Genomic DNA, 26,194 nt, shown 5'->3' with positions numbered 1-26,194 from the left:
TCACAATTTTCTCAGCAGTCTGCGGTTGGTTGGACCGCATGTCAGCAGATCTTCAGAGCCGCAGGACCGTCATCGCCGGCGTGGGAGCGGGTGGCCTCGCCATGGCGCTCGCCGCGTGCGGCGGCGATGGCGGCGCGACCAGTGCGGCGCCCCAGGCGCAGGAAAGCTCGGCGGCACCGTCGGCCTCGGCCTCGGAGTCCGCCTCGACCGGCGCGGGCGGCGGCGCCCTCACGTCCGCGGCCGACGTCCCCGTCGGCGGCGGGACGATCTTCAAGGAGCAGAAGGTCGTCGTGACCCAGCCGACGGCCGGGCAGTTCAAGTGCTTCAGCGCGATCTGCACCCACAAGGGCTGTCCTGTGGCGTCTGTCGGCGACGGGACCATCGACTGCCCGTGTCACGGCAGCAAGTTCAGCATCGAGGACGGCTCGGTCAAGGGCGGGCCCGCGACCGCGCCGCTGGCCGAGGTGCCGATCAAGGTCGACGGAGACGCGATCACGCTGGCGTGAGGCGCCGCCCGCCGTACCCGAGGGCCTTCGGGTACGGCGGGCGGCTCCGTCACGGGTGCGCTGCCGGCGGGCTTGACGGTTCGGTGGGCCAAGGCTGGATCGCGCTTGGTTGTCGGTGGTGGCCTATAGGCTTTTGAACGTGGCGAGCACCTTGAGTTTCCGGCCGAAGCCGGGGTCGATCCCCGATTCCCCAGGGGTCTATCGGTTCCGGGACGCCAACGCCCGGGTGATCTACGTGGGCAAGGCGAAGAGCCTGCGCCAGCGGCTCAACTCCTACTTCGCCGACTTCGTTGGGCTGCATCCGCGCACCCAGACCATGCTCACCACCGCGGCGAGCGTCGACTGGACGGTCGTGGGCACCGAGGTCGAGGCGCTCCAGCTCGAATACTCCTGGATCAAGGAGTTCGACCCGCGTTTCAACGTCAAGTACCGCGACGACAAGTCCTACCCCTACCTCGCGGTCACCATGGGCGAGGAGTTCCCGCGCGTGCAGGTGATGCGCGGCGCGAAGAAGAAAGGCACCCGCTACTTCGGGCCCTACTCCCATGCCTGGGCCATCCGCGAGACCGTCGACCTGCTGCTGCGGGTCTTCCCTGTGCGCACCTGCTCGGCCGGCGTCTTCAAGAGGGCGGGACAGATCGGCAGGCCGTGCCTGCTCGGCTACATCGACAAGTGCTCGGCCCCCTGCGTCGCCAGGGTGACGCCGGAGGAGCACCGCGAGCTGGCCGAGGACTTCTGCGACTTCATGGCGGGCAACACGAGCCGCTTCATCAAGCGTCTCGAGCAGGACATGCGCGCCGCGGCCGGTGAGCAGGAGTACGAGCGGGCCGCGCGCATCCGTGATGACATCCAGGCCCTGCAACGCGCGCTGGAGAAGCAGGCGGTCGTGTTCGGCGACGCCACCGACGCCGACGTGATCGCCCTGTCGGAGGACCCGCTGGAGGCGGCCGTCCAGGTGTTCTACGTGCGCGCCGGGCGCATCAGGGGCCAGCGCGGCTGGGTGGTCGACAAGGTCGAGGAGACCACGCCTGGCGAGCTGGTCGAGCACTTCCTCCTGCAGATCTACTCCGAGGGCGAGATCCCCAAGGAGGTGCTGGTGCCCGTGCTGCCGCCGGACGCCGACGCCGTCACCGAACTGCTGACCGAGCAGCGCGGCGCCAGGGTGGAGCTGCGGGTGCCGCAGCGGGGTGACAAGAAGTCGCTGATGGAGACCGTCGAGCGCAACGCCAAGGAGGCGCTGGCCCAGCACAAGATCCGCAGAGCCAGCGACCTGACGACGCGGAGCAAGGCGTTGCAGGAGATCGCCGAAGCGCTCGACCTCGACCAGGCGCCGCTGCGCATCGAGTGCTACGACGTGTCCCACCTGCAGGGGGAGAACGTCGTCGCGTCGATGGTGGTCTTCGAGGACGGGCTCGCCCGCAAGAGCGAGTACCGGCGCTTCGCCGTACGGACGAAGGAGGGCGATGTCGCCTCGATCCACGAGGTGATCACCCGCAGGTTCAAGCGCTACCTGGAGGAGCGCTCGGCCACCGGCGAGCTGACGGCGGAGGACGAGCATGGGCACGGGCCGATCGACCCGGAGACCGGCAAGCCGCGCAAGTTCGCCTATCCGCCCAACCTGGTGGTGGTCGACGGCGCGGGGCCGCAGGCCGCGGCGGCACAGCGGGCGCTCGACGAGCTCGGCGTCGACGACGTCGCGGTGTGCGGGCTCGCCAAGCGGCTGGAGGAGGTCTGGCTGCCGGGCGACGACCAGCCGGTCATCCTGCCGCGCGCCAGCGAGGGCCTCTACCTGCTGCAACGGGTGCGCGACGAGGCACATCGCTTCGCCATCACCTACCATCGATCCAAGCGGTCCAAGACGGTGAAGGAGAGCGCGCTCGACGGCGTGCCTGGCCTCGGCCCGGCCCGTAGACAGGCGTTGCTCAAGCATTTCGGCTCCGTGAAGCGGCTGCGTGAGGCCACCGTGGCCGAGATCTGCGAGGTTCCCGGCATCGGCCGCGCGACCGCAGAGGTGATCGTGTCGAGGTTTGCCCAGGAGTAGTGAGGGTTATGAGCAGCCCAGAGCATCAAGGACGCGCCGAGACCGCGTTCGTCATCGTGACCGGCATGTCAGGCGCCGGGCGCAGCACCGCGGCCAAGGCGCTTGAGGACTTGGGCTGGTTCGTCATCGACAACCTGCCGCCGGGGTTGCTGTTCGCCATGGCCGAGGAGGCGGGAAGGGTCAAGCTGGCCGCCGACAAGGTGGCGGCCGTGGTCGACGTGCGGAGCCTGGCGTTCACCACCGACCTCAACGCGGCGATCGAGGAGCTGGAGGGGCGCGGGGTGCGCGTCCGCGTGGTGTTCCTCGAGGCCAGCGACGAGGAGCTGGTGCGCAGGTTCGAGAACGTGCGCAGGCCGCACCCGCTGCAGGGCGAGGGCAGGCTGGTCGACGGCATCGCGCGCGAGCGCGGCATCCTGCGCGAGGTGCGCGCCAACGCCGACCTGGTGATAGACACCTCGGCGCACAACGTCCACGAGCTGCGCAACAAGATCGTCGCCTATTTCGGCGGCGACAACAGGCCGGGGCTGCGGGTCAACGTGGTCTCCTTCGGCTTCAAGTACGGCCTGCCCGTCGACGCCGACCTCGTCGTCGACTGCCGCTTCCTGCCCAACCCGCACTGGGTGCCCGACCTGCGGCCGATGAACGGCCTCGACGCTCCCGTGCGCGACTACGTCCTCGGACAGGCGGGGGCCAAGGAGTTCCTCGACGCCTACGAGGAGGCGTTCAAGATCGTCGCGGCCGGGTACTCTCGCGAGGGCAAGAGCTACGCGACGCTGGCGGTGGGCTGCACGGGCGGGAAGCACCGCAGCGTGGCCATGGCTGAACAGCTCGGCGGCCGGCTGCGCGACCGCGGGATGGAGGTCCAGGTGAGTCACCGGGATGTGGGCCGGGAGTGACGGATGAGCAGCGGAACATAGCCAAGCAGGAAACGCAGCGGCCGGACCGGATGGTCCGGCCGGAGGCACGGCGTTCGTCGGGTGAGGCCGGGCTGGAGGCGTGGAGTCCGTCGGGCGAGGCTGGGCTGGAGGCGCGGCGTGCTGAGGACGAGGCGCGGTCGGACGCGCAGCGCTCGGGGTACGACGTGCAGGGCTCGGCACACGAGGTGCGGTCGGACGCGGAGGGCTCGGGGCGCGAGGTCGAGGCGATAGCGCGCGGACCGGTCGGTGAGCCTCGGAAGGTCGCCAGAGGCGTGGCCGGCCCTCAGGAGGACGCGGGTGGCGTGGCAGGCGGCTCTTGGGAGGACGCGGGCGGTGTGGCCGGCGACCCTCGGGAGGGCGCGGGTGGCGTGGTCGGCGGCTCTCGGCAGGACATGCGGGCTTCGGCCGGCGACGCTCTGGAAGCTCCGGTCGGTGAGGTCCGGGCAGACGCGCGGGCGGTGGACGGTGAGGCTCGTGAGGATGTGCGGGCCGCGGATGACGGGCGTGTGGGGCGGAGACCGAAGGTGGTCGCGCTGGGCGGCGGACACGGGCTCTACGCCTCCCTGACCGCGCTGCGGACCGTGACGGACGAACTGACCGCCGTCGTGACCGTGGCCGATGACGGCGGCTCCAGCGGCAGGCTCAGGCGCGAGCTCGGCGTGCTGCCGCCCGGCGACCTGCGGATGGCGCTGGCCGCGCTGTGCGGCGACGACGAATGGGGCAGTACCTGGAGCGAGGTGGTCCAGCACCGGTTCAGGAGCGAGGGCGACCTGCACGGGCACGCCGTCGGCAACCTCCTGATCGTGGCCCTGTGGGAGCTGCTGGGAGACCCGGTGGCGGGGCTCGACTGGGTGGGACGCCTGCTCGGCGCCCACGGCAGGGTGCTGCCGATGGCCTCGGTGCCGCTCGACATCGTCGCCGAGGTCGAGCTCGACGGTGTGACCTCGACCGTGCGCGGCCAGGTGGCGTGCGCGCTCACCCCTGGCAGGGTCCAGGCCATCTCGCTGGTGCCCGAGGACCCGCCCGCGCGTCCCGAGGCTGTGCAGGCGATCCTCGACGCCGACTGGGTCGTCTTCGGCCCCGGATCGTGGTTCACCAGCGTGCTGCCGCACCTGAAGGTGCCCGAGCTGGCCGAGGCGCTCCACGTCACCAGGGCACGGCGGCTGGTCACGCTCAATCTCGCCCCCCAGCCGGGCGAGACCGACGACTTCTCACCCCAGCAACACCTGGAGGTGCTCAGGCAGCACGCCCCCGACCTCACGGTGGACGTGGTCCTGGCCGACACGGGCGTGGTCGACGACCCCGACGCGCTGGAGAAGGCCGCGGCCGCTCTGGGCGGCCGGGTGGTCACGGCCGTCGTGGCGGCCGAGGACGGCTCGCCGAGGCATGACCCACGACGTCTTGCCTCCGTCCTTGACGAGATTTTCCTCCAGAAGCGTTGATCCTGGTCGGCGTCGCGCGAAGGTGCGAGAGACTTCTTGGGAGCCGGTCTGTATGGGGGAGGACTAACGCTTATGGCAATGACAGGTGTGGTGAAGGACGAGCTGAGCCGACTGCCGGTGCTCAAGCCTTGCTGCCGCAAGGCGGAGGTGTCCACGCTGCTGCGCTTCGCGAGCGGGCTGCACCTCGTGGGCGGACGCATCGTGATCGAGGCCGAGCTCGACACCAACGCCACCGCCCGCCGGCTGATCAAGGACATCGGCGAGGTCTTCGGCCACAAGGCCGAGGTGCTCGTGCTCGCTCCCGCGGGGCTGCGCAAGGGCTCGCGCTACGTCGTGCGCGTCTACCGCGACGGCGAGGCGCTGGCCAGGCAGACCGGCCTGATCGACAACCACGGCCGCCCTGTCAGGGGTCTGCCCCGCCAGGTGGTGGCAGGAGCCTCCTGCGACGCGGAGGCGGCATGGCGGGGAGCCTTCCTCGCCCACGGGTCGCTGACCGAGCCGGGCCGTTCGATGTCGCTGGAGGTGACCTGCCCAGGACCTGAGGCGGCGCTCGCGCTGGTGGGCTCGGCGCGGCGGCTCAAGATCCACGCCAAGGCGCGGGAGGTGCGCGGCGTCGACAGGGTCGTCGTGCGGGACGGCGACGCGATCAGCGCGCTGCTGACCAGGCTCGGTGCCCACGACAGCGTGCTCGCGTGGGAGGAGCGGCGGATGCGCCGCGAGGTGCGCGCCACCGCCAACAGGCTCGCCAACTTCGACGACGCCAACCTGCGGCGTTCGGCGCGCGCGGCTGTGGCGGCGGGTGCGCGGGTACAGCGGGCGCTGGAGATCCTCGGCGACGACGCCCCCGACCACCTGGTCATCGCCGGCCGGCTGCGGGTGGAGCACAAGCAGGCGTCGCTGGAGGAACTGGGCCAGATCGCCGACCCGCCGCTGACCAAGGACGCGATCGCGGGCCGTATCAGGCGGCTGCTGGCGATGGCCGACAAGCGCGCCTCCGACCTGGGCATTCCCAACACCGAGGCCAACCTGACCGTGGAGATGCTCGCCCCGTGAGCCGTGCGGGCGCCGTTCCCCCCGCGGTGCTCGAGGGGCACTCGGCGGAGATGCTCGCTGCGTGAGCCGTGCGGGTGCCGTCCCCCCGCGGTGCCCGAGGACCGTTCAGCGGTGGAGCGTCACGGACGGCGGCGGTCAGCGAGCGGCTCGCGGGCAGGACCGAACGGGACCTGGGCCGCTCGTAGGAGAGCGGGGCCGCGGCCCTCATCGGCTCCCGAGGGTGAGCAGGGCAGGCGTAGGCCGATCACCGGCTCGCAGGGCCGGGGCTGAACGGGGAGTCTTGGCTCGCCAGGCCGCTCATGGGGCGCTGCCGGGGCGGGAGTCGGCTGCTCAGCGGCTCGCAGAGGGCACGGCTGAACGGGGGAGGCCGGGCCGTTCGTCGGGTCGGCGGGGCGCGGCGATGAGCCGGGGACTGTCTCAGCGGGATGGACCCTCAACGGGCGGGATGGACCCTCAGTGGGATGGACCTGGGCGCCCGAGGGCCGCCTGAGAGCGGAGTGCGGCCGGCCTCGTGCTGCACAGGCGGGTCCCGGCAGCGGTTCGGCGTGGAGGCGAACGGGCTGTTCGTGCCGCTCAGGGGCTCGCGGCCGGGCGGCGGGCATCGCGTGCCGCTCAGTCAGGGGCTCGCGGGCGAGTGGCGGGCACCGTGTGCCGCTCAGTCAGGGGCTCGCGGGCGAGTGGCGGGCATCGCGTGCCGCTCAAGGGCTCGGGGCCGGGCGGCGGGCACCGTGGTGTGCCGCTCAGGGGCTCGCAGGCAGGCGGCGGGCGGCGGGCGCTGTGTGCCGCTCGCGACGGCTGCCAGGTGGGTGGGGGATGCCGAAGGCCGCTCGGCGGTGCTTCGGGGGCGGGGCCGTCGGGGCGTGCCGTTCCTCGGTGAAGCCGGCCTGCGGGCGGGGTCAGCGGTTCCTGGGAGTGAACAGGTCGACGGGCTCCTGCGGAGCAGCGGCGGGCGGCGTCTGGACGGCCTCGGCCCTGGCCGCCCTGACGGCCTTGACCCGCTTGTTCACGAACGCGAACGCCGCCACCGCGCTGATCACCCAGAACAGCGCGACCACCGGGTCGGCCTGGATCACCCTGTCGAACTGCGTGACGACCGTGCGGGCCGCGGTCACGTAGCCGGTACCCGGGGCGTCCTTCACGGTGAGCGCGATCACGCCGATGGTGGTGCCGAGGGCCGCGCCGACGAGGCCGAAGAGCGCTGCCAGCGACGGCAGGACGGCGCTGGACGGCTTGACGGCCGTCATGCCGAGGCCGACGAGCATGCCGACCAGCACGGCGACGATGCCGAGGTTGTACTCCGTGACGCCGATGACGGCCCCGTGGACGCCCGCGCCGACGAGCATGGCCACCAGGCCGATGAGGATGCCGGGGACCAGTCCTGACTTCTGCTGGGTCATTGTGCGGTCCTAGGGATAGAGACGTGTTGACAGTAACGAGTCGGGCACTTTACTCGAGTGGTGCAAATGACGTGTGGTGATCGACGAAAAACAGGGTGGGACCTCGCGTGGTCTAAACCAATTTCGGTCCGATAGTGTTTGCGTTTGAGGTTTCAGCCCGCCATTCATGTACGAGGAGACGGTTCCGTGAGCATCCGCGTAGGCGTCAACGGCTTCGGTCGCATCGGCCGCAATTTCTGGCGAGCGGTCGCCGCCAGCGGCAAGGACATCGAGATCGTCGCGGTCAACGATCTGACCGACAACGCGACGCTCGCCCACCTGCTGAAGTACGACAGCATCCTGGGCCGCCTGCCGTACGAGGTGAAGGCTTCGAGCGACGAGATCACCGTTGACGGCAAGGCCATCAAGGTCTTCGAAGAGCGTGACCCCGCCAAGCTGCCGTGGGGCGACCTGGGTGTCGACGTGGTGGTGGAGTCGACCGGCCTGTTCACCGACGCCGCCAAGGCCAAGGTGCACGCCGACAACGGCGCCAAGAAGGTGATCATCTCCGCGCCCGCCAAGGGCGAGGACATCACCATCGTGATGGGCGTCAACCATGACAAGTACGACCCCGCGTCGCACACGATCATCTCCAACGCCTCCTGCACCACCAACTGCCTGGCCCCGATGGCCAAGGTCATCCACGACGCCTTCACCATCGAGAAGGGTCTGATGACCACCATCCACGCCTACACGCAGGACCAGAACCTGCAGGACGGCCCGCACAAGGACCTGCGCCGCGCCCGCGCCGCCGCCCTCAACGTGGTGCCGACCTCCACCGGCGCCGCCAAGGCCATCGGCCTGGTGCTGCCCGAGCTGAAGGGCAAGCTCGACGGCTTCGCGATGCGCGTGCCGATCCCGACGGGCTCGGCCACCGACCTGACCGTCGACCTGGCCCGCGAGGTCACCGTCGAGGAGGTCAACGCCGCCGTCAAGGCCGCCGCCGAGGGCCCGCTCAAGGGCATCCTCACCTACACCGAGGACGAGATCGTCTCCAGCGACATCGTCACCGACCCCGCCTCCTGCATCTTCGACGCGGGCCTGACCAAGGTCATCGGCAACCAGGTGAAGGTCGTCGGCTGGTACGACAACGAGTGGGGCTACTCCAACCGCCTCGCCGACCTCATCCAGCTGGTGGGCGCTGACCTCTGATGCGCACGCTCGACGATCTCGACGTGAAGGGTCGGCGCGTGCTCGTGCGCGCCGACCTGAACGTCCCCCTCGACGGGGACACGATCACCGACGACGGCCGCATCCGCGCGTCGGTGCCCACGATCAGGACCCTGGTGGAGCGCGGCGCGAAGGTCGTCGTCTGCGCCCACCTGGGGCGCCCCAAGGGGGAGCGGAATCCCAAGTACTCCCTCAGGCCCGTCGCCAGGCGCCTGGGCGAGCTGCTGGGGCAGGAGGTCGCCTTCTCGCCCGAGGTCGTCGGGACCGAGACGGTGGAAGGACTCCAGGACGGCCAGGTCGCCCTTCTGGAGAACCTGCGCTTCGAGCCCGGCGAGGAGTCCAAGGACGACGCCGTCAGGCGTGCCTTCGCCGAGCGGCTGGCCGGCCTCGCCGAGCTGTACGTCGGCGACGGCTTCGGCGCCGTGCACCGTAAGCACGCCAGCGTCTATGACGTGCCCCAGCTGCTGCCGCACGCGGCGGGCAGGCTCATCGTGTCCGAGGTCGAGGTGCTCAAGAAGCTCACCGAGGACCTCGAGCGGCCCTACGTGGTCGTGCTCGGCGGCGCGAAGGTCTCCGACAAGCTCGGCGTCATCGCCAACCTGCTGACCAAGGTCGACAGGCTGCTCATCGGCGGCGGCATGGCCTACACCTTCCTCAAGGCCCAGGGTCACGAGGTCGGCAGGTCGCTGCTGCAGGAGGACCAGCTCGACCAGGTGCGCGGCTTCCTCGACGAGGCCGCCAAGCGCGGCGTCGAGCTCGTTCTGCCCGTCGACGTGCTGGCGGCCACCCACTTCGCCGAAGACGCCGACCACGAGGTGGTCGAGGCCACCGCGATCCCGGCCGACCGCCAAGGGCTCGACATCGGGCCCAGGAGCCGCGAGCTGTTCGCGGGCAAGCTCGCCGACGCGCGCACCGTCTTCTGGAACGGCCCGATGGGCGTGTTCGAGTTCGACGCGTTCGCCGGCGGAACTCGCGCGGTGGCCGAGGCGTTGGTCGCTTCCGAGGCCTTCACCGTGGTCGGCGGCGGCGACTCGGCCGCAGCCGTGCGCAAGCTTGGCTTGCCCGAGGACGGCTTCTCCCACATTTCCACCGGTGGTGGGGCTAGCCTCGAGTATCTCGAAGGCAAGACCCTGCCCGGCCTGGCCGTCCTGGAGGACTGACGTGCAGCGAACCCGACGCAGCGAGCGCGGACGCGTGGTGAGCGAGCATTGAGCACGCGCAAGCCGCTCATCGCCGGCAACTGGAAGATGAACCTCAACCACCTCGAGGCCATCGCGCTGGTCCAGAAGCTGGCATTCGCACTCAACGACAAGGACTTCGACAAGGTCGACGTGGCGGTGCTGCCGCCGTTCACCGACCTGCGCAGCGTGCAGACGCTGGTCGACGGCGACAAGCTGCGGATCGTCTACGGCTCGCAGGACCTGTCCCGGCACGACGCCGGTGCCTACACCGGTGAGATCTCGGGCGCGATGCTGGCCAAACTCGGTTGCACCTTCGTGACCATCGGCCACTCCGAGCGGCGGCAGTACCACCATGAGGACGACGATCTCGTCAACGCCAAGGTCCAGGCCGCCTACCGCCACTCCCTGACGCCGATCCTGTGCGTCGGCGAGACCCTCGAGATACGGCAGGCGCAGAACCAGACGGGCCACTGCGAGGCACAACTTGAGGCCGCCATGCGCGGAATCAGCGAAGAGCAGGCAAAATCGATAGTGGTGGCCTACGAGCCGGTCTGGGCGATCGGTACCGGCGAGGTGGCCACTCCGCAAGACGCACAAGAGGTGTGCAGCGCGCTTCGAGCACGACTCGCCGCGCTCTACACGCCCGAAGTGGCCGCCGGCATCCGTATCCTTTACGGAGGCTCGGTCAAGTCTGACAACATCGCCGGGATCATGGCTCAACCCGACATCGACGGCGCCCTCGTGGGCGGTGCAAGCCTCGATGCAGGGGAGTACGTCAAGATCTGCCGTTTCGGCGAAATGTCTGGCTGACTACAGCGTTCGGAGGGTGCGACTTGACAGCAGGTCGTACCCTCTAGAAGCAAGTTTGAATCGTCGCGCGAACAGAGCATTGAAAGAACGGGTCTACGGTGACTATCGGAATCTCCATCGCCCTCATCCTGGCGAGCTGCCTCATGATCCTGCTGGTGCTGCTCCACAAGGGTAAGGGCGGAGGTCTGTCCGACATGTTCGGCGGCGGTTTCTCGTCGAACTTCGGCGGTTCCTCGGTGGTGGAGCGCAACCTCGACCGGCTGACCATCATCACCGGCATCGTGTGGTTCGTCTGCATCATCGCCCTTGGCCTGCTGCTCAAGCCCTGACAGCACGTCAACGCGTGACAGTGATTCTCCCCCCGCCGCACGCGGGGCGATCGAGCGAGGAGTTCATCCGTGGGTAGTGGCAACGCGATCCGTGGCAGCCGAGTCGGCGCCGGCCCTATGGGGGAGGCCGAGCGCGGCGAGGCAGCTCCGAGAGTGCGGGTCTCGTTCTGGTGCGCCAACATGCATGAGACGCGCCCCAGCTTCGCCAGCGACGCGGCGGTCCCCGAGACATGGGACTGCCCCCGTTGCGGCCTCCCGGCCGGCCAGGATGAGGCGGCGCCGCCGGCTCCCCCGAGGAACGAGCCGTACAAGACGCACCTGGCGTACGTGAAGGAGCGCAGGAGCGACAAGGACGGCAAGGCGATCCTCGAGGAGGCCCTCGAGCGCCTGCGCGCCAACAAGTCCCCCTGGTAGGACTTCCGAACCCCGAAGACCCCGGCCCGCGACAGGCCGGGGTCTTCGCGTTGTCGGCCCTTTCGGCTCGCCCGCGTCCTGGGAGTCCTGGGCCGGCACCGGGTCGCTCGGGTCTTCGTACAGGTCATCGACCGGATCGTCGGATCGTCGCTCCCGGGGGCCCGCTTTCCGCTGGAAGCTCTCCTGCCGGGGCGGGCTTCCCCTCGTTCGACCCGTCGGCCTCCGGGGTTGTCGGGCGGCGTTCCGTCGTCGTCGCCGGGCGCCTTCGTGCCGTGCCCGCTCGGGGTGCGGGGCCGCCTTCCCTGGCCCTGGGGCGGTCTTTCGGTTCCTGCCTTCCGTGCGGTGCCTCTGGGCGGTCTTACGGTTGCTGTCTTTCGTGGGTCGGTTCCCGTTTTTCGCGGCCTGGGGGCGGTTCGGTTCCCGCCTTCCGTGGGCTGCGGTCGCCTTTCGGTTGTGACGCGGGCCGTCGCGCGGCGGGGTGTTCGGGCGGCCTTCCGGTCGTCGGTGGCGGTCGCCTCCTGTCGTCGCCCGCCCGGGGTGCGGGTTCTCCCAGGTGAGGCAGGTGTTCCCCCGGCGGCGTGGGGCGGTCTCTCGCCGTGGCGCCGGGGCGGCTCACCTCGTCGCTCAGTGACCGATCGTCTGGAACCGCCCGGCGGGCCGGGTGACCCGCCCAGACCGCCCGGCGGGCCGGGTGACCCGCCCAGGCCGTTCGGAGTCGTGTACCCGCCCAGGCCGCTCGGGGGCCGTGTACCCGCACAGGCTGTTCGGGGCGGTGTACCCGCCAAGGCGGTTCGGGGTCGGGCGAGCACGCCGGGCGGGTGCGTTCCGCGGGGTCGGGGCTAGCGCTGGTAGACCGGTTCGCCGTCGACGAAGGTGAGCCGCACGCGCGCCGTCCAGATCTCGGACGAGGGCAGCTCGAACGGGTCACGGTCGAGGACGACCAGGTCGGCGGGACGGCCCGGCTCGATCGTTCCCGCGGGCGAGCGGTTGATCCACGCCGAGCCCGCCGTGTAGGCGGTCATGGCGGTCGCCAGGTCGATCCGCTCGCCGGGCAGGAACGGTGTCTGCGCGGTCGGGTAGCCGGCGTGGACCGAACCTCCCGGCTCGGTACGGTTGACCGCCACGTGCATCCCCTGGATGGGGTCGGCGTTCGAGACCGGCCAGTCGCTGCCCGCGCACAGGCGGGTCCCGTGCGACAGCAGCGACGCGAACGGGTACTGCCAGCCCGAACGCTCCTCGCCGAGGAAGGGCAGCGTCAGCTCGTCCATCTGCGCGTGGTGGGTGGCCCACAGCGGCTGCAGGTTCGCGGTCACCCCGAGCGTGGCGAAGCGCGGCACGTCGGAGGGCTCGATGATCTGCAGGTGCGCGATGTGGTGCCGGTTGGCGGGGGAGGTCCCCTCGAAGCTGTCCAGCGCCTCGCGCACGGCCCGTTCGCCGATGGCGTGGAAGTGCACCTGGAAGCCGTGCCGGTCGAGCTCGGCGACGTACTCGCGCAGCTTGGCGGGGTCGATGTAGGACAGGCCCGTGCCGCCGCACCTGCAGTACGGCTCGATCACCGCGGCGGTGAAGTTCTCGGTGATTCCGTCCTGCATGATCTTCACCGCGCCGGCGCTGAACCTGTCCAGGCCCTCGGCCATGGCCCTGCGCTCGATCAGCGAGTCGATCTGCTCGGCCCCCTGGGCGCGGTCCCACCACAGCGCGCCGACGACGCGTGCCTTCAGCCGTCCCGCCTTGGCCGCTGCCAGGTAGGTGGGAAGCTGGTCGTCGGAGCCCGCGTAGGAGCCGACGATCGCGTCCTGCCAGCCGGTGATGCCGAGCGAGAACAGGTGCCGCTGCGCCGTCACGAGAGCGGCGTCCATGTCGTCGGCGGTGGGGCGGGGGGTGAGCAGGCCGACCAGGTCCATGGCGCCTTCGTGCAGGACACCGCTGGGGGTGCCGTCGGCGTCGCGCTCGATCCTTCCGTCGGCGGGGTCCGGGGTGTCGCGGGTGATGCCCGCCAGCTCCAGCGCGCGGGTATTGACCCAGGCGGCGTGGTGGTCGCGCTGGATCAGGTAGGCGGGCCGGTCGAGGAAGTCGAGTTGGGAGCGGTGCGGCAGGCCGCCGGGGAAGGCGGACATGTCCCAGCCACCGCCGTCGATCCACTCCTTGTCGCAGCGGCCGGCGTAGGCCGCGATCCCCGCCACGTAGGCGTCGAGCCCGTAGATCTCCGACAGGTCGCACTTGGCGTGTTCGAGCCCTGCCTGCACCGGGTGGATGTGCGCGTCCGTGACGCCCGGCATGAGCAGGCCGCCCTCGAGGTCGACCGTCTCGTGGGCCGGCGCCTGCCGTACCAGGTCGGCCTCGTCGCCGACGGCGACGATCACGCCGTCGCGCACGAGCACGGCGTCGCCGGTCGAGGAGGAGCCGGCCGAGGGGGAGCCGGCCGAGGGGGAGCCGGTGGCGGTGAAGACGCGGCCGCCGCGGAAGAGGGTGTGCAACGAGTACTCCTTAGTGACCGGTGATGAGATCGGCGATGCGGGCCAGGGAGGACGTGCGGCGCATCGAGCGTTCGCGGGCGTCGGCCGCGCGGTAGAGGCGGTACATGGAGTGGACGCCGAGCCAGCGCAGCGGCTCCGGCTCCCACGCGCGCACCTCGCGGCCCACCCACGGCAGCCCCGTGAGCGGGCTCGGCTCGTCCAGGATCAGGTCGCGCAGGGTACGGCCTGCCAGGTTCGTCGTGGTGACGCCGTGGCCGGTGTAGCCGCCGGCCCACCCGAGGCCGGTGGAGTGGTCCACGTGGACGGTGGAGCACCAGTCGCGCGGCACCCCGAGCACGCCCGACCAGGCGTGGGCGATCCTGGCGGGGGCGGCGGCGGGGAAGAAGTCGACCAGCAGCGACCACAGCGCCTCGATGGTCCAGTCGTGGGTGTGCCCGCGGGCGTCCACGCGCGAGCCGTACAGGTAGGGCCTGCCCCTGCCGCCGAAGGCGATGCGGCCGTCGGCGGTGCGCTGGGCGTACATGTAGTAGTGGGCCATGTCGCCGAGCAGTTCGGAGCCCTCCCATCCGACCTGCTCCCAGAAGGCGTCCGGCAGGGGCTCCGTGACGATCATGGAGCTGTTCATGGGCAGCCACTGCCGCCGCAGGCCCTTGATCGTGGCGGTGAAGCCCTCGGTGGCCCTGATCACGTAGTCGGCGGTGACGTTGCCGTACGGCGTGACGGCCCTGTGCGGCGCGATCTCGGCGACCGGCGTGCGCTCGAAGATCTCCACCCCCGACTCCCTGACGACCTTGGCGAGCCCCCGCACCAGCTTGCCGGGGTGAATCCTGGCACAGTGCGGGCTCCAGGAGGCCTGGACCGCGCCCGCCACGCGCAGCCTGGCCTCACGCTCCTCGGGGGTCAGCAGCTCGGCCTCGACGCCCCACCTGGAGCCGGTGGCGACCGACGCGCGCAGCCTGGCCGCCTGCGCGCTGCCCCTGGCGACGTTGAGCACCCCGCCCTTGACGATGTCGGCGTCGATGCCTTCCTTGCCGCAGACCTCGATCACCTCGTCGATCGAGGAGTACATCTCCTGCTGCAACAGCCTGGTGGCCTCCACGCCGTGCGTCTTGGCGTAGCGTTCGTGCGTGCCCGCCAGGTCGCCGGTCAGCCAGCCTCCGTTGCGTCCTGAGGCGCCGAATCCGGCGAACTCCTTCTCCAGCACCACGATGTCGAGCGACGGCCTGGCCCGCTTGAGGTAGTACGCCGTCCAGAGGCCCGTGTAGCCCGCGCCCACGATCACCACGTCCGCCCTGCGGTCGCCGTCGAGGGCGGGAGCGGGGGACGGGTCGCCGAGGGAGCGATGCCAGAAGGAGACGTCTCCGTTGACGAAGTCGTCGCTGAACGAAGGAACACGCGTACTCATGAGGCAACATCCTGCTATATCCGCACATCTTCGCGCATCCCGCCACGGATTCGGGCGTCGGCCGACCGCGGTCCCGCCCGGCACCGCACCCGGCGGGCGAATCCGGCAGACGAAACTGCGGGGCCACCACCGCGTAGCAGGCGCGTAACAGATCTCCCGCATCCTGGAACGGCAACGGAGGGGAGCACTCACATGGCATTTCTGCGCATCCGCACCACGGTCGACGAACGACCGGGACGCCTCGCCTCGCTCACGGCCGCGCTGGCCGCGCGCGGTGGCAACATCCTGGGACTGTCCGTCCAGCCCGACACCGACGGCACCGTCGACGAGTTCGTCGCCGAGGTCCCCGCCTCCGCCCAGGACGTCGCCGCGGCGATCGAGGCCGCAGGCGGCCGACGCGTCCACGTCGTGCCCGCCGCCGCCCACGAGCTGGCCGACGAGCCCACCCGCGCCCTGCTCCTCGCCCTGCGGTTGCGCGCCCAGCCCTGGCGCCTGCCCGAGTTCCTCGCCGAGCTACTGCGCGCCGATTCCGCCCGGTGGTCCTACGGTGATCACGTGAGTGATCTGCCCGACCCGCATCAGCTCGTCGTACCCGTCGCCCCCAAGCGGGCGATCCGGTTGCGCCGCGGCGAGCTGCCCTTCACCCTCACCGAGGCCGCCCGCGCGGCCGCCCTCGTACGGCTGGCCCAGCCCCCCGTCGAGCCGAGCCCGGCCGACCGCGCGCTGCGTCTGGCCGACGGCGTCGAGGTCGAGGTGCGCCCGCTGACGGAGGCCTTTCGCGAGGCCGTACGCGACCTGCACGACCGCTGCTCGCCGGAGTCGCGCCGCTTCCGCTACTTCACCGCCATGCCTGCTCTGCCACCGCGCCTGTTCGACCGGCTGTGCGACCGTGACCGCGGCGAGTCGGTCGTGGCCTGCCGTGACGGCCAGGTGGTCGCTCTGGCCTCCCTCATGTACACGCAGGACCCGGGCAGCGCCGAGATCGCCGTCCTGGTCGAGGACGGCTGGCAGGGCCGCGGGCTGGGCGCCAGGCTCGCCCGCATCCTCGTCGATCTCGCCCGCGACCACGGCTTCGCCGAGATCCGCGCCAGCATGCTGTCGGACAACACCCGCATGCGCCGCCTGATGATCAGCCTGGGCGCTGACCTGCACTACACCGACGATCCCGGCGTGGTCGAGGCCCGCATGGCCACCGGCCGGATGGCGCCGACGGCTCAGGTCTGAGGCCACCGCGACCGCCGCCGAGCCCGAAGGTCACAGGGGCGAGCTCGGCGGCGCCGCCGCACTCCGAGGCGATCCGATGGAGCGCCCGGTCAGACCGGCACGGCCAGTCTGGCGGTGTAGCCGCCCGAGACGTCCCCGCTCAAGGTCGCCAGCTGGCTTTCGTAGCCGTCGCCGAAGACGTTGTCGTCCTCCAGCGACGACCGGGTCAGGTTGGTGACGCTCTGCTCGTAGCCGGAGGTGGCGTACACCGTCGTGCAGACGTCCTCGGGGAAGGCCAGCTGCGAGGTCTTGACCTGCTCGCCGGCCTTGGTCGCCTCGGCGAGGCTGCCGTACACCTCGAAGTGGACGTGCGGCCAGCGTCCCGCGTAGGCGCCGGGGAAGACGCTGGTGAAGCGGACCAGGCCGTTCGCGTCGGCCTCCTGGACGCCACGCAGGTAGGTCTCGCCGGTGACCCCCTCCGAGTACATCGAGTACCGGCCCTCGCGGTCGCAGTGCCACAGGTAGACGGCCGCGCCCCGGTAGGGGGCGCCGTCGTCGGTGACGGTGAGCTCGATGGTCAGCGGCACCCCCTCGGCGGTCGCCGACCCCGAGCCGAAGCCGGCGCGGATGTCCTGGCGGACGACGCCGCTCTGGGTGAGGATGTTCGGGCCGTTGGAGCCGTCGCCGGGATACGGCCCTGTCGTCTCGTCGGGGATCTCCCCGGCGGCTGCCCGCGCGGCCGAGGAGCCGGCCTCGCCCGCGCACCCGACTGCGCCGAGGAGCACCGCGCCACCGAGGAGCCCGAGCGCCCCGCGCCGGTCGAGCAGCCCCGGCAGGTCGAAGGCGAGGCCCCGGTCGTGGTTGTCGTCAGCGTGCATGTGGCGCCCTCCGGTCTGTCCGAATACCGGCAGGTTGCACCGCGTTTCTGAGAATCACCTGACAGCGGGGTGAGGCGCGTCTGTGGAGGCGAGGCGGGCGACGGACGTCTCGCTCTAGCCTTCGCTCGCGTCGCCGAGCCGTCCGGTGTCCTTGACGTCAGCGGGCGCGCCCAGGGTGTCCAGGCGCCGCTCGATCCTGTCGAGGCTCTCCTGGATCTGCTGGAGCCTGTGGTCGAGGTGCAGCCGGTCCCTCGGGGACGCGGAGCCGAGCTTCAGGACGACTCGCTGCCTGAGCCTGTTCAGGTCGAGCCCTCTTTCGACGAGCACCTGGGCGGCGACGCCCTGGCCCTCGTGGATGAGCCCCAGCAGGACGTGCTCGGTGCCGATGTAGTGGTGTCCGAGCTGCAGGGCCTCCCGCAGCGAGAGTTCGAGCACCTTCTTGGCACGCGGGGTGAAGGGGATGTGGCCTCCCGGAGGGGAGGAACCCTGCCCGATGATCTCCTCGATCGCCTCGCGCAGCTCGCCGAGGTCGGCGCCGCAGTCCTGCAGGACCATCCCCGCGATGCTGTCGTCCTCGTGGAGCAGCCCCAGAAGCAGGTGCTCGGTGCCGATGTAGTCGTGGTTGAGCGTCCTGGCCTCTTCCTGGGCCAGGACGACCACCCTGCGGGCACGGTCGGTGAAGCGCTCGAACACGGGGGCCTCCGCTCGAGTTGGCTGCTTCCACTATGCGCTACAAATCCGGCCATGTGGGGTACTTGTCAAGTGTGGATCTTGACGAGATCGCCGACCGGCTCTATTCGCTTCCCTTGGCCGAGTTCATCGCCGCCCGCGAGGCCGAGGCTCGCGCCGCCAAGCAGGCGGGACGTCCTGATCTCGCACGTCAGGTGGCCGCGCTGCGCAAGCCCACGGCCGCCGCGTGGGCGGTCAACCAGCTCTCCCGCGAGCATCCCGCCGAACTGGCCGAGCTGCTGGAGCTGGGCGAGGAACTGCGTGCGGCCTGGGCGGCGCAGGACGCCGACGCGCTGGGCGAGCTGACCGGCCGGCGCTCCAAGCTCTCCCAGCGGTTGATGCGGCTGGCGTCCTCGGCGGGGACCGAGGTGGAGCAGACGCTCGATGCCGCCACCGTGGACGCCGGCGCCGCCGAGGAGGTACGGCGCGGCCGCCTGGCCAAGCCCCTCAGCTACAGCGGTTTCGCTCCCGCCCCGATCCCCGCGTCCCGCCCGGCCCGCAAGCCGTCGGAGGAGGACAGGCGGGCCGCGGAGGAGCGCAAGGCCAGGGAACTGGCCGAGGCGACCGCCGCCCACGAGGAATGGCGGGCCACGCTGGCGCAGGCGGTCAAGGACAGGGACGAGCGGGCCGCGAAGGTCGCCGACCTGGAGAGGAAGCTGGCGAAGGCGCGCAGGAAGCTCGCCGAAGCCGACCAACGGGCGGAGGTGGCCAGGAGGGAGGAGGCGCACGCGCGGGCGCGGCTCGACCGTTAGAGTGGTGTACGAAACCGTTTCGTACACCTGGAGGGTTCCATGTCCGAGCTCGCAGCGATCGTCACAGGCGCCAACAGCGGCATCGGCCTGCCCACGGCGCGTGAACTGGCCAGGCGTGGCGCGACCGTCACCGTCGCCTCCCGCGACCCGGAACGCGGCAGGGCCGCCGTGGCGGGCATCCTGCGCGACGTCCCCGGCGCCGACGTCGGCTTCCGCAGGCTGGACCTGGCCGACCTGTCCTCGGTGAGGGAGTTCGCCGCGGGTGTGGAGCGCGTCGATCTGCTGATCAACAACGCGGGCCTCGGAATGATCCCGCGCGGCGAGACCAAGGACGGCTTCGAGCTGCAGCTCGGCACCAACCACCTGGGCCACTTCGCTCTCACCGGGCTGCTGCTGCCCCTCCTGCTGGCCGCGCCCGCCCCTCGGGTGGTCAACGTGGCCAGCGACGCCCACAAGTTCGGCAAACTCGACTTCGACGATCTCGGCCTGGAGCGCGGCTACGGCAAGGTGAGCTCCTACGGCCGCTCCAAACTGGCCAACCTGCTGTTCACCTTCGAGCTGCAGCGCAGGGCGAGGCGGGCGGGCTCGGCGCTGCTGTCGGTGGCCACCCACCCCGGCGCCACCGCCACCAACTTCTTCAGCGTGGGCCCCTTCCGGCCGCTGCTGAAGCTCTTCCTCCACAGCGCCGAGGACGGGGCGGTGCCCTCCCTCTACGCGGCCACCTCGCCGCTCATCAGGGGAGGTGAGTACCTCGGGCCCAGGTCCAAGCCGCTGACCCCCAGCAAGGACGCTCTCGACGAGGCGCTGGCCGCGCGGTTGTGGGAGATCTCCGCCGAGCTCACCGGCGTACGATTCCAGGAGTTCGCCTACAACTAAGGACCCACGCGTGCCATCACTGGATCCCGGCAGGGAGAAGGCCATTCTCGACGCCACCTTCGACCTGCTGTCGGAGATGGGCTACGACCGGATGTCCGTCGACCAGATCGCCAAGCGCGCCAAGGCCAGCAAGGCGACCATCTACCGGCGCTGGGCGGGCAAGCCCGAGCTCGTCGTCGACGTCATCTGCCGCCGCTTCGACATGGACGTGCCGCCGGTTCCCGACACAGGATCGCTGCGCGGCGACCTCGTCGAGGTCGTCAGGGGCCTGTCGGCGGCGGCCGAGCGCAAGCACGGGCTCATCATGGGGCTGTCGTCCACACTCGTCTCCCACCAGGAGCTGGCCAGAACGCTGCGCGAGCACATGCCGGTGCGCGACCTGGCCGGCACCTCGCTGCTGATCGAGCGGGCGGCGGCGCGGGGGGAGCTTCCCGCGACTGTCGAGGCGGGACGGCTGTTCGAGATCGTGGAGGCGCTCGTCTGGCACCGGCTGATCTTCATCGGGCCGCCGCTCGACGACGCCTTCGCCGCCGAGGCGGTCGACGGCGTGCTGCTTCCCCTCACCCGCGCGTGGGCGGGCTGAACCTTACGAGTTGTTGTCAGATTCGCGCCCAAAGCCTTTCTGGCAGCGGGAGCGCATGCCTAGGGTCGTCGACATGACGATCGACGACTTCATCGACCGCCTTCCCAAGGTCGAACTCCACGTGCACCTGGTCGGCTCCGCCTCGGTGCCCACCGTGCTCGAACTGTCCCGCCGCCATCCCGACAGCGGCGTGCCCACTGGTGAGGAGGAGCTGCGGGCCTTCTACACCTTCCGCGACTTCCCGCACTTCGCCGAGGTCTACCAGGCGGTCAACGCCCTGGTGCGCGAGCCTGAGGACGTCGCGTCGCTGGTGGTGGGACTGGCCCGCGACCTCGCACCGCAGAACTGCCGCTACGTCGAACTACAGGTCACGCCGTACGCGCACTGGGTCCGCGGGCTGCCGATGCGCGCGGTCACCGAGGCGCTCGACGTGGCCGCGCGCCGGTCGCTCGACGAGCACGGCGTCGAGATGGCCTACATCTTCGACATCCCCGGCGAGTACGGGACCGAGGCGGCCCGTGTCACGCTGGACCACGCGCTCAACGAACCTCCCGCCGCGTTGGTAGGTTTCGGCATCGGCGGGATCGAGCAGGAGCGGCCCGCCTACCGGGACGCCTACCGTGACGCCTTCACCGCCGCCCGCGCGGCCGGACTGCACAGCGTCCCGCACGGTGGCGAGATGTCCGGGCCCGAGACGGTGTGGGAGGTCATCGAGGGCTACGGCGCCGAGCGGATCGGGCACGGCATCAACTCCCTCGACGATCCCCGCCTGGTCGCCCACCTGAGGGAGACGCAGCTGCCGCTCGACGTCTGCCCGACCTCCAACGTCTGCACGGGACAGGTGAAGCGGATCGAGGATCACCCGCTGCCGCGCATGCTGGAGGAGGGGCTGTTCGTCACGCTCAACAGCGACGACCCGCCGATGTTCGCCACGACGCTGGCCGCGGAGTACCGCGTCGCCGCCCACGTGTTCGGGATGGGGCAGGCGCAGCTCGCGCAGTTCGCCCGCAATGCCGTACAGGCCTCCTACCTGGGGCAGGACGGCAAGCGGGCACTGCTGGCGGAGATCGACGCCCTGGCCTGACACCCGGGCGCCCCGCGGACAGGGGCGCGTCCGCGGGGCTGGGACCGCGGGGCTACAGTCCCGGGATGTAGAGCAGGCGGTTGGGCGAGCCGCTGCCGGGACTCTTGACGACGCCGGTCGTGGCGTTGTTCACGATCGCGTCGCGCACCTGCTGGGGAGTGGCTCCCGTGTGGCCCTGCAGGTAGAGGGCGGCGGCGCCGGTGACGTGCGGGGTGGACATCGAGGTGCCACTGATCGTGCTCGAGGCGGTGTCCGAATCCTTCCACGCCGAGGTGATGTTGTAGCCGGGCGCGAACAGGTCCACGCACGTGCCGCGGTTGCCCCACGACGGCTTGGTGTCGGAGCTGTTGGTGATCGATACGGTGATCGCCTCAGGGACGCGGGCGGGTGACTGGGTGCAGGCGTCCAGCGCGAACAGTCCGAACAGGCCGTTGCCCGCCGCGATGGCGTAGGAGACGCCCGAGGCGATGGAGTTCTTGACCGCGGTGTCGAGCACGGCGTCGGCGCTGCCCCCGAGGCTCATGTTGGCGACGGCGGGCTTGACGGCGTTCGCGGTGACCCAGTCGATGCCGGCCACGACCTGGTCGGTGGTGCCCGAGCCCTCGCAGTTGAGGACCCGGACGCCGACCAGCGTCACACCCTTGGCCACGCCGTAGGAGGAGCCGCCGGTCGTCCCTGCCACGTGAGTGCCGTGGCCGTGGCAGTCGTTGCCGTTCTGGCCGTCGCCGATCGCGTCGAAGCCGATCGAGGCCCGGCCGCCGAAGTCGCTGTGGGTGGGCCTGATGCCGGTGTCGATGATGTAGGCGCGCACGCCCGCACCGGTCGGCCCGTAGGTGTAGGAGGCGTTGAGCGGAAGGTTGCGCTGGTCGATGCGGTCCAGGCCCCACGAGGGCGGGTTCGGCTGGGTGTCGGAGGCCCGGTGCACCACCACCTGCTGCACGTACTCGACCGACGGGTCGGCGGCCAGGCGCTTGGCCTGCCGCTCACTGGCGTGGACGGCGAAGCCGCGCAGCGCGTGCCGGTACTCCCTGAACGTGGTGCCGCCGTGTTTGGCGGTCAGGTCGGTGGCGGCCCTCGACACCTCGGGCCTGTTCCTCAGGACCACGATGTAGGTGCCGGGAACGAGGTTCTCTGGCTCCGCGCTGGGGGTGACCAGCTTGCCCGAAGGCTCGGGGTCGGCGAGGGCGGGAGCGGAGCCGGCGAGTACGGCGGCGGCCGCGGCGATGACCGCGGCCCAGCGACGTAAGGCCACGTTGCGTAAGACCATGGGGGGCGTTCCCTTCGTAGGTCGATGACCATGAAGGTAAAAAACACGCCCGGGGCTGACAAGACCTAAAATTTAGTGTCAAATCCGCTTATGGCCCGGTGGTTGTGGCGACGACGCCCCGCTTCACGGCGAGGCGATCCTGCCCAGTCCCGGCGGGATCTTCGCCGCCGAGGCCCTGTCGAGCAGGAAGAGCGTGCGCTGCCGCCCCCTGGCGCCGGCGGCCGGCACCTGCATCCGACCCGAGTCCTCCGACAGCGCCAGCCGTACGGCCCCGGCCTTCTCCTCGCCCGCGGCCACCACCCACACCTCGCGCGAGGCCTGAAGGGTGGGGAAGGTCATCGAGATGCGCACCGGCGGCGGCTTCGGCGATCCGTGCACGGCCACCACGGGACGGGTGTCGTAGACGGCGGGGTTGCCGGGGAACAGCGAGGCCACGTGGGAGTCGGGCCCCATGCCGAGCAGCATCACGTCGAACGAGGGGACGGGCCCGTGGTCCTCGGGACGCGCGGCCTTGCGCAGCTCCTGCGCGTAGGCGTCGGCCGACTCCTCGGCCGTCATGCCGGAATCGGGCCCCCGCATGACGTGGACGCGCTCGGGGTCGAGGTCGACGTGGTCGAGCAGCGCCTCGCGGGCCCCGGTCTCGTTGCGCTCCTTGTCTCCGGAGGGCAGGAAGCGCTCGTCACCCCACCAGATGTCCAGCTTGCGCCAGTCGACCGCGTCACGCGCGGGCGTCTCGGCGATCGCGGCCAGGGTGGCGATGCCGACCGTGCCACCGGTCAGCACCAGCGACGCCGAACCCCTCGCCGACTGCACGTCGACCAGGCGGGTGATGATCCGCGCGGCGACGGCTTTGGCCAGCACGTCGGCGTCGCGATGCACGACTACGTTGGGAACGCTCACGATCACACCCTATCGAGCGGCGACCTGTCGGCTCGCGTCCGCCTCTCGGGCGCGCGGCCGGGATCGCGCCCCTGCCCGCGGCTTCGGAACGAGAGCGGCGTGGAGGTCGACGGCCGAAGGTCCCCGGTTCAGTCGAACCGGGGACCTTCGGACGGGAGCTCAGGACTTGTGCGAGCGAGCCAGCCGCTTCAGCGCCACCTCGTAGATCTCGTCGGAGTCGAGCCTTCGCAACTCCTCGGCCAGCAGCTCCGAGGTGGTACGGCGGGCGAGCGCCACGTGCCGGTCAGGCTGTCCCGGACGCGACAGGGTGGCCAGGCGGGCGTCGCTACGGGTGACCGCGATCTCGCCGCCGTCGAGCGACAGCCGTACCGCGGTCAGGCCGGGCCCGGTGGACTCGGCCACCTTCACCGGAGCGCCCAGCCGCTCCGACAGCCACGCCGCCATCAGCGGCGCGCTGGGGTTGCCGGCGGCCGCGTCGACGAAGCCCTTCTTGACCTTGCCCACCGGCTGGTCGAACGCCGCGGCCAGCAGGCTGCGCCACGGCGTCAGCCTCGCCCACGCCAGATCGGTGTCGCCGGGAGCGTAGCCCTTGGCCCTGCCGGCCAGCGCCTTGACGCCGTCGTGGGCGGACTTGGCGTCGGTGATCCTGCGCTGGGCCAGCGACCCGACCGCGTCCTGCGCGGGCATGGCGGGCGCCTCGCCCGGCCACCACGCCACCACGGGGGTGTCGGGCAGCAGCAGCGGGCTGACCACCGAGTCGGCGTGGTCGGTCAGCTCGCCGTACAGGCGCAGCACGACGACCTCGCCGGGCGTGGCCTCGCCGACGCGCAGTTCCGCGTCGAGCCTGTTGGCCTCGTCGGTCTCCCGCTTGATCACCACGAGGATCCGCGAAGGGTGCTCGCGGGCGGCCTCGGTGGCGGCGCGGACCGAGTCGTACTGGTCACGCTCGTCGCAGACCACCACCAGCGTCAGCACCATGCCGATCGCGGGAGCGCCCATCTGGTGGCGCAGACGGGTGAGCTGGCTGGAGATCTTGCCGGCGGTCGTGTCCGTCAACATGAAGGAAGTCATGAGCCCTCCTTCGTCGGTCCGATGACTTCCGAAGTGCTGTGTTCGATGGTTCTCTCGCTGTGCTCGTTCACAGTCGCCTCCACACGCGGCCGTCGCGGGCCATCATCTCATCGGCCGACGGCGGGCCCCACGTGCCCGCGGGGTACTCCTCGGGCTGCCCCTGGGTGGCCCAGAACTCCTCGATCGGGTCGAGGATGTTCCACGACAGCTCGACCTCGCGCTGGTGCGGGAACAGCGGCGGATCGCCGATCATCACATCCAGCAGCAGCCGCTCGTACGCTTCGGGCGACGACTCCATGAACGACTCGCCGTAGGCGAAGTCCATCGACACGTCCCGCACTTCCATCGCGGTGCCCGGCACCTTCGAGCCGAACCGCACCGTGATGCCCTCGTCCGGCTGCACCCTGATGACCAGGGCGTTGTGGCCGAGGATCTCGGTGTCGTCCTTGCTGAAGGGCAGGTGGGGCGCCTTCTGGAAGACCACCGCCACCTCGGTGACGCGGCGGCCGAGCCGCTTGCCTGTGCGCAGGTAGAACGGCACACCCGCCCAGCGCCTGTTGGCGATCTCCAGCTTGATGGCCGCGTAGGTCTCGGTCGTGGAGGTGGGCGGGATGCCCTCCTCCTCCAGGTACCCGACCACCTTCTCGCCGCCCTGCCAGCCGGCCGCGTACTGCCCGCGGGCGGTGTAGAGCGACAGGTCGGAGGGCAGCCGCACCGCCTTGAGCACCTTCTCCTTCTCCCTGCGCAGCGCGTTGGCGTCGAAGGAGGTGGGATCCTCCATCGCGACCAGCGCCAGCAACTGGAGCAGGTGGTTCTGGATCACGTCGCGGGCCGCGCCGATGCCGTCGTAGTAGCCCGCTCGCCCCGCCAGGCCGATGTCCTCGGCCATGGTGATCTGCACGTGGTCGACGTAGCCGCGGTTCCAGATCGGCTCGTAGAGGTTGTTGGCGAACCTCAGCGCCATGATGTTCTGGACCGTCTCCTTGCCCAGGTAGTGGTCGATCCTGAAGATCGAGCTCTCCGGGAAGGCCTCGTTGGTGATCTTGTTCAGCTCGTGCGCGCTCTTCAGGTCGTGCCCGAACGGCTTCTCGATCACCACGCGGCGCCACGAACCCTCGGGCGCGTCGGCCAGGCCGGTGCGCTTGAGCTGCTTGACCACGGTGGGGAAGAACTTCGGCGGCACCGACAGGTAGAACGCGTAGTTGCCGCCGGTGCCCCTGGTCTGGTCGATCTCCTTCAACGCCATCGCCAGCGCGTCGAAGGCGCCGTCGTCGGAGAACTCGCCAGGCACGAAGTGGATGCCCTCGGCCAGCTGCTTCCAGACCTCCTCGCGGAAGGGCGTGCGCGCGTGCTCCTTCACCGCGTCATGCGTGAGCTGCGCGAAATCCTGGTTGGCCCAGTCGCGGCGGGCGAACCCGACGAGTGAGAAACCAGGCGGCAGCAGCCCCCTGTTGCCCAGGTCGTAGATCGCCGGCAGCAACTTCCGCTTCGCCAGGTCACCGGTCACGCCGAAAAGTACCAGCACGCATGGGCCCGCCACCCTGGGCAGCCGCTTGTCCCGCGGGTCACGCAGCGGGTTGGCGGCGGCCGCCTCGATCGTGGTGGCCGTGCTCGCGGCGGCGGCCGCTGCGGTGACGGCCTCCTCCACGGGCGCTGCCGGATCCGTCATC

The 26,194-nt window shown here is 70.7% G+C and carries 24 protein-coding genes; 15 read left to right on the top strand and 9 right to left on the bottom strand.

Annotated features, from left to right (window positions below; all coding sequences use genetic code 11):
* Window positions 1–38: 38 nt before the first annotated feature.
* The 5 genes from AC3EO4_RS25495 to whiA all read left to right on the top strand — a co-directional run bounded on the left by AC3EO4_RS25495 (window position 39) and on the right by whiA (window position 5,959).
* Window positions 39–506, top strand: coding sequence for a Rieske (2Fe-2S) protein (locus AC3EO4_RS25495; protein ID WP_431898193.1), 468 nt, complete (start codon window positions 39–41; stop codon window positions 504–506).
* A gap of 133 nt (window positions 507–639) precedes the next feature.
* Window positions 640–2,547 carry an excinuclease ABC subunit UvrC gene (gene uvrC / locus AC3EO4_RS25490; protein WP_379569148.1) on the top strand — a complete coding sequence of 636 codons (1,908 nt, stop codon included), beginning with the start codon at window positions 640–642 and terminating at the stop codon, window positions 2,545–2,547.
* A gap of 8 nt (window positions 2,548–2,555) precedes the next feature.
* A complete protein-coding gene (rapZ, locus tag AC3EO4_RS25485) occupies window positions 2,556–3,443 on the top strand; it encodes an RNase adapter RapZ (RefSeq protein ID WP_379569146.1) in 888 nt (295 codons plus the stop codon).
* 413 nt (window positions 3,444–3,856) lie between these two features.
* Window positions 3,857–4,906, top strand: a complete 1,050-nt coding sequence (locus AC3EO4_RS25480; protein ID WP_379569197.1) for a gluconeogenesis factor YvcK family protein — start codon at window positions 3,857–3,859, stop codon at window positions 4,904–4,906.
* A 72-nt stretch (window positions 4,907–4,978) separates the two neighbouring features.
* Entirely contained in the window at window positions 4,979–5,959 is a 981-nt protein-coding gene (gene whiA, locus AC3EO4_RS25475) for a DNA-binding protein WhiA (protein ID WP_358138997.1), read from the top strand.
* Between the two features lie 896 nt (window positions 5,960–6,855).
* Here the strand turns inward: whiA and AC3EO4_RS25470 are convergent.
* Window positions 6,856–7,356: a hypothetical protein gene (locus AC3EO4_RS25470; protein WP_431898190.1), complete on the bottom strand. Its 501-nt coding sequence runs from the start codon at window positions 7,354–7,356 to the stop codon at window positions 6,856–6,858.
* A 186-nt stretch (window positions 7,357–7,542) separates the two neighbouring features.
* Between AC3EO4_RS25470 and gap the strand changes: the two genes are divergently transcribed.
* The 5 genes from gap (at window position 7,543) to AC3EO4_RS25445 (ending at window position 11,299) form a co-directional block, all read left to right on the top strand.
* Window positions 7,543–8,547 (top strand): type I glyceraldehyde-3-phosphate dehydrogenase, encoded by a 1,005-nt coding sequence (gene gap / locus AC3EO4_RS25465; protein WP_431898188.1) that lies wholly within the window; start codon window positions 7,543–7,545, stop codon window positions 8,545–8,547.
* Entirely contained in the window at window positions 8,547–9,725 is a 1,179-nt protein-coding gene (locus tag AC3EO4_RS25460; RefSeq protein WP_431898186.1) for a phosphoglycerate kinase, read from the top strand. The genes gap and AC3EO4_RS25460 overlap by 1 nt, the downstream gene beginning before the upstream one ends.
* A gap of 48 nt (window positions 9,726–9,773) precedes the next feature.
* Window positions 9,774–10,556, top strand: a complete 783-nt coding sequence (gene tpiA, locus AC3EO4_RS25455) for a triose-phosphate isomerase (protein ID WP_431898184.1) — start codon at window positions 9,774–9,776, stop codon at window positions 10,554–10,556.
* Window positions 10,557–10,654: 98 nt separating this feature from the next.
* Window positions 10,655–10,885: a preprotein translocase subunit SecG gene (gene secG / locus AC3EO4_RS25450; RefSeq protein ID WP_358139007.1), complete on the top strand. Its 231-nt coding sequence runs from the start codon at window positions 10,655–10,657 to the stop codon at window positions 10,883–10,885.
* 69 nt (window positions 10,886–10,954) lie between these two features.
* Window positions 10,955–11,299: an RNA polymerase-binding protein RbpA gene (locus AC3EO4_RS25445; RefSeq protein WP_183661989.1), complete on the top strand. Its 345-nt coding sequence runs from the start codon at window positions 10,955–10,957 to the stop codon at window positions 11,297–11,299.
* 839 nt (window positions 11,300–12,138) lie between these two features.
* Here the strand turns inward: AC3EO4_RS25445 and AC3EO4_RS25440 are convergent.
* On the bottom strand, window positions 12,139–13,776 hold the full coding sequence (locus AC3EO4_RS25440) for an amidohydrolase (protein ID WP_431898182.1): 1,638 nt from the start codon (window positions 13,774–13,776) through the stop codon (window positions 12,139–12,141).
* Window positions 13,777–13,786: 10 nt separating this feature from the next.
* Window positions 13,787–15,181, bottom strand: coding sequence for an NAD(P)/FAD-dependent oxidoreductase (locus tag AC3EO4_RS25435; protein ID WP_431898180.1), 1,395 nt, complete (start codon window positions 15,179–15,181; stop codon window positions 13,787–13,789).
* Window positions 15,182–15,373: 192 nt separating this feature from the next.
* On the opposite strand from AC3EO4_RS25435, the gene AC3EO4_RS25430 reads away from it, so the two are divergent.
* Complete coding sequence (locus AC3EO4_RS25430) at window positions 15,374–16,405, top strand: GNAT family N-acetyltransferase (protein WP_431898178.1); 1,032 nt, start codon at window positions 15,374–15,376, stop codon at window positions 16,403–16,405.
* Window positions 16,406–16,494: 89 nt separating this feature from the next.
* On the opposite strand, the gene AC3EO4_RS25425 is transcribed toward AC3EO4_RS25430, so the two are convergent.
* Complete coding sequence (locus AC3EO4_RS25425) at window positions 16,495–17,262, bottom strand: intradiol ring-cleavage dioxygenase (protein WP_431898177.1); 768 nt, start codon at window positions 17,260–17,262, stop codon at window positions 16,495–16,497.
* Between the two features lie 114 nt (window positions 17,263–17,376).
* Window positions 17,377–17,955, bottom strand: coding sequence for a Clp protease N-terminal domain-containing protein (locus AC3EO4_RS25420; RefSeq protein WP_488186356.1), 579 nt, complete (start codon window positions 17,953–17,955; stop codon window positions 17,377–17,379).
* Between the two features lie 71 nt (window positions 17,956–18,026).
* On the opposite strand from AC3EO4_RS25420, the gene AC3EO4_RS25415 reads away from it, so the two are divergent.
* The 4 genes from AC3EO4_RS25415 to add all read left to right on the top strand — a co-directional run bounded on the left by AC3EO4_RS25415 (window position 18,027) and on the right by add (window position 21,286).
* Window positions 18,027–18,743 (top strand): hypothetical protein, encoded by a 717-nt coding sequence (locus AC3EO4_RS25415; protein ID WP_431898176.1) that lies wholly within the window; start codon window positions 18,027–18,029, stop codon window positions 18,741–18,743.
* A gap of 39 nt (window positions 18,744–18,782) precedes the next feature.
* Window positions 18,783–19,619: an oxidoreductase gene (locus AC3EO4_RS25410; protein WP_431898175.1), complete on the top strand. Its 837-nt coding sequence runs from the start codon at window positions 18,783–18,785 to the stop codon at window positions 19,617–19,619.
* A 10-nt stretch (window positions 19,620–19,629) separates the two neighbouring features.
* Window positions 19,630–20,202, top strand: coding sequence for a TetR/AcrR family transcriptional regulator (locus tag AC3EO4_RS25405; RefSeq protein ID WP_379569124.1), 573 nt, complete (start codon window positions 19,630–19,632; stop codon window positions 20,200–20,202).
* A gap of 73 nt (window positions 20,203–20,275) precedes the next feature.
* The gene (add, locus tag AC3EO4_RS25400; protein ID WP_379569122.1) at window positions 20,276–21,286 is read left to right on the top strand and encodes an adenosine deaminase; all 1,011 of its coding nucleotides are present in this window, start codon (window positions 20,276–20,278) and stop codon (window positions 21,284–21,286) included.
* Window positions 21,287–21,338: 52 nt separating this feature from the next.
* Here add and AC3EO4_RS25395 read toward each other — a convergent pair whose 3' ends face one another.
* From AC3EO4_RS25395 to zwf, 4 genes are all read right to left on the bottom strand, one after another.
* On the bottom strand, window positions 21,339–22,553 hold the full coding sequence (locus AC3EO4_RS25395; protein WP_379569120.1) for a S8 family peptidase: 1,215 nt from the start codon (window positions 22,551–22,553) through the stop codon (window positions 21,339–21,341).
* Window positions 22,554–22,676: 123 nt separating this feature from the next.
* Complete coding sequence (gene pgl, locus AC3EO4_RS25390; protein WP_379569118.1) at window positions 22,677–23,453, bottom strand: 6-phosphogluconolactonase; 777 nt, start codon at window positions 23,451–23,453, stop codon at window positions 22,677–22,679.
* Between the two features lie 159 nt (window positions 23,454–23,612).
* Window positions 23,613–24,524: a glucose-6-phosphate dehydrogenase assembly protein OpcA gene (gene opcA, locus AC3EO4_RS25385; RefSeq protein ID WP_379569116.1), complete on the bottom strand. Its 912-nt coding sequence runs from the start codon at window positions 24,522–24,524 to the stop codon at window positions 23,613–23,615.
* Between the two features lie 67 nt (window positions 24,525–24,591).
* A complete protein-coding gene (gene zwf / locus AC3EO4_RS25380) occupies window positions 24,592–26,193 on the bottom strand; it encodes a glucose-6-phosphate dehydrogenase (protein WP_379569114.1) in 1,602 nt (533 codons plus the stop codon).
* Window position 26,194: the final 1 nt, after the last annotated feature.

It is taken from the genome of Nonomuraea sp. bgisy101, from assembly GCF_057708945.1.
Note: the sequence above shows the minus strand (reverse complement) of the source record. Positions and strands in the feature narration are given on the sequence as shown.

Bases quoted from the DNA above. Each gene is read 5' to 3' on its own strand.
- AC3EO4_RS25425 (WP_431898177.1), bottom strand. From the start codon at position 17,262: ATGCACGCTGACGACAACCACGACCGGGGCCTCGCCTTCGACCTGCCG.
- add (WP_379569122.1), top strand. From the start codon at position 20,276: ATGACGATCGACGACTTCATCGACCGCCTTCCCAAGGTCGAACTCCAC.
- AC3EO4_RS25395 (WP_379569120.1), bottom strand. From the start codon at position 22,553: ATGGTCTTACGCAACGTGGCCTTACGTCGCTGGGCCGCGGTCATCGCC.
- zwf (WP_379569114.1), bottom strand. From the start codon at position 26,193: ATGACGGATCCGGCAGCGCCCGTGGAGGAGGCCGTCACCGCAGCGGCC.
- whiA (WP_358138997.1), top strand. From the start codon at position 4,979: ATGGCAATGACAGGTGTGGTGAAGGACGAGCTGAGCCGACTGCCGGTG.
- AC3EO4_RS25495 (WP_431898193.1), top strand. From the start codon at position 39: ATGTCAGCAGATCTTCAGAGCCGCAGGACCGTCATCGCCGGCGTGGGA.
- AC3EO4_RS25460 (WP_431898186.1), top strand. From the start codon at position 8,547: ATGCGCACGCTCGACGATCTCGACGTGAAGGGTCGGCGCGTGCTCGTG.
- AC3EO4_RS25410 (WP_431898175.1), top strand. From the start codon at position 18,783: ATGTCCGAGCTCGCAGCGATCGTCACAGGCGCCAACAGCGGCATCGGC.
- rapZ (WP_379569146.1), top strand. From the start codon at position 2,556: ATGAGCAGCCCAGAGCATCAAGGACGCGCCGAGACCGCGTTCGTCATC.
- AC3EO4_RS25470 (WP_431898190.1), bottom strand. From the start codon at position 7,356: ATGACCCAGCAGAAGTCAGGACTGGTCCCCGGCATCCTCATCGGCCTG.
- AC3EO4_RS25430 (WP_431898178.1), top strand. From the start codon at position 15,374: ATGGCATTTCTGCGCATCCGCACCACGGTCGACGAACGACCGGGACGC.
- AC3EO4_RS25480 (WP_379569197.1), top strand. From the start codon at position 3,857: ATGCGGGCTTCGGCCGGCGACGCTCTGGAAGCTCCGGTCGGTGAGGTC.
- opcA (WP_379569116.1), bottom strand. From the start codon at position 24,524: ATGACTTCCTTCATGTTGACGGACACGACCGCCGGCAAGATCTCCAGC.
- AC3EO4_RS25435 (WP_431898180.1), bottom strand. From the start codon at position 15,181: ATGAGTACGCGTGTTCCTTCGTTCAGCGACGACTTCGTCAACGGAGAC.